The sequence below is a fragment of the Cupriavidus basilensis genome, assembly GCF_029335485.1.
In the GTDB taxonomy this organism is placed as follows: domain Bacteria; phylum Pseudomonadota; class Gammaproteobacteria; order Burkholderiales; family Burkholderiaceae; genus Cupriavidus; species Cupriavidus basilensis_E.
In genome coordinates, this window is record NZ_JARJLM010000235.1 from 1 (window position 1) to 3,259 (window position 3,259).

Annotated in this window: 4 protein-coding genes; 2 read left to right on the forward strand and 2 right to left on the reverse strand. The window is 69.0% G+C overall.

Going from position 1 to position 3,259, the window contains the following annotated elements:
• Both P3W85_RS13695 and P3W85_RS13700 read right to left on the reverse strand, forming a co-directional pair.
• Positions 1–619: FecR domain-containing protein (locus tag P3W85_RS13695; protein ID WP_276265180.1), on the reverse strand; the 619-nt coding region annotated here is incomplete at its 3' end.
• A 6-nt stretch (positions 620–625) separates the two neighbouring features.
• Positions 626–1,138, reverse strand: coding sequence for a sigma-70 family RNA polymerase sigma factor (locus tag P3W85_RS13700; protein WP_017224839.1), 513 nt, complete (start codon positions 1,136–1,138; stop codon positions 626–628).
• Positions 1,139–1,462: 324 nt separating this feature from the next.
• Here P3W85_RS13700 and P3W85_RS13705 point away from each other — a divergent pair, with 324 nt between their 5' ends.
• Together P3W85_RS13705 and P3W85_RS13710 are read left to right on the forward strand one after the other, a co-directional pair.
• A complete protein-coding gene (locus P3W85_RS13705; protein ID WP_276265181.1) occupies positions 1,463–1,972 on the forward strand; it encodes a sigma-70 family RNA polymerase sigma factor in 510 nt (169 codons plus the stop codon).
• Between the two features lie 16 nt (positions 1,973–1,988).
• Positions 1,989–2,999 (forward strand): FecR domain-containing protein, encoded by a 1,011-nt coding sequence (locus P3W85_RS13710; RefSeq protein WP_276265182.1) that lies wholly within the window; start codon positions 1,989–1,991, stop codon positions 2,997–2,999.
• The last annotated feature ends 260 nt before the right edge of the window (positions 3,000–3,259 follow it).

The window sequence follows — 3,259 nt, forward strand, 5'->3', positions numbered from 1 at the left end:
CGACCCGGCTGGCCTCGGGCAGCAGCCGTACGGAAAAGCGCGTGCCCAGGGGCTGCATCTCACCATGCTCCGTCTGGACCACGAAGGGGCGCGGCGCCGTGCCGTTCTTGCCATCCTTGCCGGTGACCACCAGTATCTCCCCGCCGATCAGCCGCACCCTGCGTTCGCCGGCGGAGAAACGTACGTCGATGGCGCTATCGGTGTTGAGCGAGACCACGGTGCCGTCGGCCAGCGTCACGGCGCGCCGCTCGCCCACGCCGGTGCGCTCGTCCGCTGCCCATTCCCGCCACGGCGCGCGCTCCTCCGCCATCCAGCCGACGCCGCCGGCAAATAGCAGCAGTGCCAGGGTCTTGACGGCTTCGCGGCGCGTGCGCGTGCGCGGCGGTGCCAGCGCGGCATGCGCCACGGCGGAGGCTACCGGGGACGACAGCTGGCGCAGCCTGTCATTGACGGCTTCGATGCGCTGCCAGGCGCGGGCATGATCAGGATGCGCGTCCACCCAGCGCTGCCAGGCAAGCCGGGTGGCGCTGGTGGCGTCTTCCGCCTGCAGGGCCAGCAGCCATTCGACGGCACGCGTGGCGACGGCGGGCGGGATACGGGAGGGTGTGGTGGCGGGCATGCGTGCTCAATCCAGCGCCTGCGCGAAATAGCATTGCGTGCCGGCACGCACCAGGTAACGCTTGACGGTGGTGAGGGAGACGCCGAGTTGCGTGGCGATCTCCGCCTGGCCCATGCCGTCGAGCTGGGACAGCAGGAAGGCACGCTTGACCGGGGACGGCAGGCCGGCGAGCAGGCGGTCGATCTCGAGCAAGGTCTCCAGCACGATGGCGCGCTCCTCGGGCGAGGGCGCCAGCGACGCGGGCGCATGCACGAGGGCTTCGAGGTAGGCGCGCTCGATTTGCTCGCGCCGCCAGTGGTTGGCCAGCACCCGCTGCGCCACCGTGGTGAGAAACGCGCGCGGCTCGTGGATCGCGATGGCTTCCTCGCGGGCCAGCAGGCGCAGAAAGGTGTCGTGCGCCAGGTCGGCGGCGCGATGGGAGCAGCCAAGCTTCCTGCGCAGCCAGCCACACAGCCAACCGTGGTGGTCGCTATATAGCGCGTGCAGGTCGCGCTGCAGTGCGGGATCGGCGGCCGGCATGGGCACTCCCTCCTGGTCCTGAGGTGCTCGGCACCGGCTGAAAGTAAATGAGAACGATTCGCAGTATAGCAAGAAATCGTGGGCGGATGGCAAAGTCGGGGGGCATGCTTGCCGAGCGCCGCTGGCTTCCCCTTCGGCGCGGGGATTTCCATTTTCCAATCGAGGGGCGACACGGAGCGGACGTCGTTTGGATGAGACGGCTTCTGGGGCCTGGATCAAATTGAATCTTTCCCCACTAGTGTAAAAACGTCTCCTTGCTTTATAATGCGAACCATTCTCATTTAAGTTTGGCTGCGCCAGACACTTCACTGGAAGGGGAGGCGCATGCCAGCCGTCGAGTCCGCGTTGCAGCAGCAGGTCCACGCGCTCTACCACACGCACCATGGATGGCTGCAGGGCTGGCTGCGCCGCAAGCTGGGCAATGCCTTCGACGCCGCCGATCTCGCGCAGGACGTGTTTATCCGCCTGCTCCACCGGCAGCCGTCCGATGTCCGCGAGCCGCGCGCCTTTCTGAGCACGATTGCGCGCGGCCTGGTCATCGAGCACTGGCGGCGGCGCGAGCTCGAGCAGGCCCGGCTGGAGACCCTGGCCCAATTGCCCGAGCCCCAGGCCCCTTCGCCCGAAAGCCGCCTGATGTTCCTGGAAACCCTGATCGCCATCGACCGCATGCTCGATGCGCTCAAGCCGCAGGTGCGCACGGCATTCCTGTGGGCCCAGCTGGAAGGGCTGACCTGTCCGCAGATCGCAGTGCGCCTGGGTGTGTCGCTGGCGACCGCCGAGCGGTATATCGCAGCGGCGCTGCGCCATTGCTACGCGTTGCGCTTCGGTGCCTGAGCTCGCCAGGACTGCCGTGCAGACGTCCCCGCCAGACGCCGATATTCCCGCCCGTGTCGTCGACCAGGCCATCAACTGGTCGGTCAGGCTCGACTTCAGCGAAGCCAGCGCCGGCACGCGCAAGGCGTTCGCGCGGTGGCTCGAGGCCGACCCGCTGCACGCGCTCGCCTGGCAGCGGGTGCAGGCGTTGCGGGACGATTTCTCCCGCATGCCGCCCGCTCTGGCCCTGGATACGCTGCAGAGCGCCGGCGCCCGGCGCGGCATGCGCGGGCTGAAGCGCCGGCAGGCGCTCAAGGTGCTGGCGCTGGCCGGCGTCTCGGTGCTCGCCGCCGCCAGCGTGCGCGAGCTTGCGCCGTGGCAGCGCCTGCTGGCCGATACCAGCACCGCCACCGGCGAACAGCGCACGGTGAGGCTGGCCGATGGCAGCACCATCGTGCTCAACACCGATACCGCCATCAATACCGGGCTTGGCGATGAGCGCCGCGTCATCACGCTGCGCCGCGGCGAGATCCTGGTCGCCACGGGGCACGACGAACGCTTCTCGGCCGGCAACGGGGCGGCGCGGCCGTTCTGGGTGCAAACGCCGTTCGGCAGCCTGCGCGCGCTCGGCACGCGCTTCGTGGTGCGGCTCGAGGCCGGGCGCGCCCGCGTCAGCGTGCAGGAGGGGGCCGTTGAATTGCATCCGGCTGCGCAGGGCGCGCGCCAGGTGGCGCGCGCGGGGACAAGCTGGTGGCTCGCCAGCGATGGCGGCACGCCGGCGCCGGCGCAGTCTTTCGAGGCGGACGGCTGGGCCGACGGCGTCATCGCCGGCAACGATATGCGCCTGGCCGACCTGCTGGCCGAACTGGCGCGCTACCGGACCGGGCGCATCGTCTGCGATCCGCGCGTGGCGGATCTGCGCGTATCGGGTGCCTATCACGTGCGCGATACCGACCAGACGCTACGGTTCCTGGCGCAGGCGCAGCCCGTCAGCATCGTCTATCGCACCCGCTTCTGGATCGCGGTGGGCCCTGGCGGGGGCCATTGATGCCATATCGTGCGCGCCCTGAAAAATTTCAGGGAAAGATTGAGGGGATTTCGATTCTCGACCGGCCTACTGGGTAGGACCCCAGATCAACACACTGCCGGAAAAGAGAATCATGTCTGCCATTCGCATTCGTTATGCCGCCGACGCGGGCGCCAGCCGCCCGCCCCAACCCAGGCCGCTCGCGCTCGCATTGCGCCACGCCTTCGTCTGCCTTGCCATGGGCGCGAGCGTGGCGCCGCTCGAAGCGCGTGCGCAGCCGC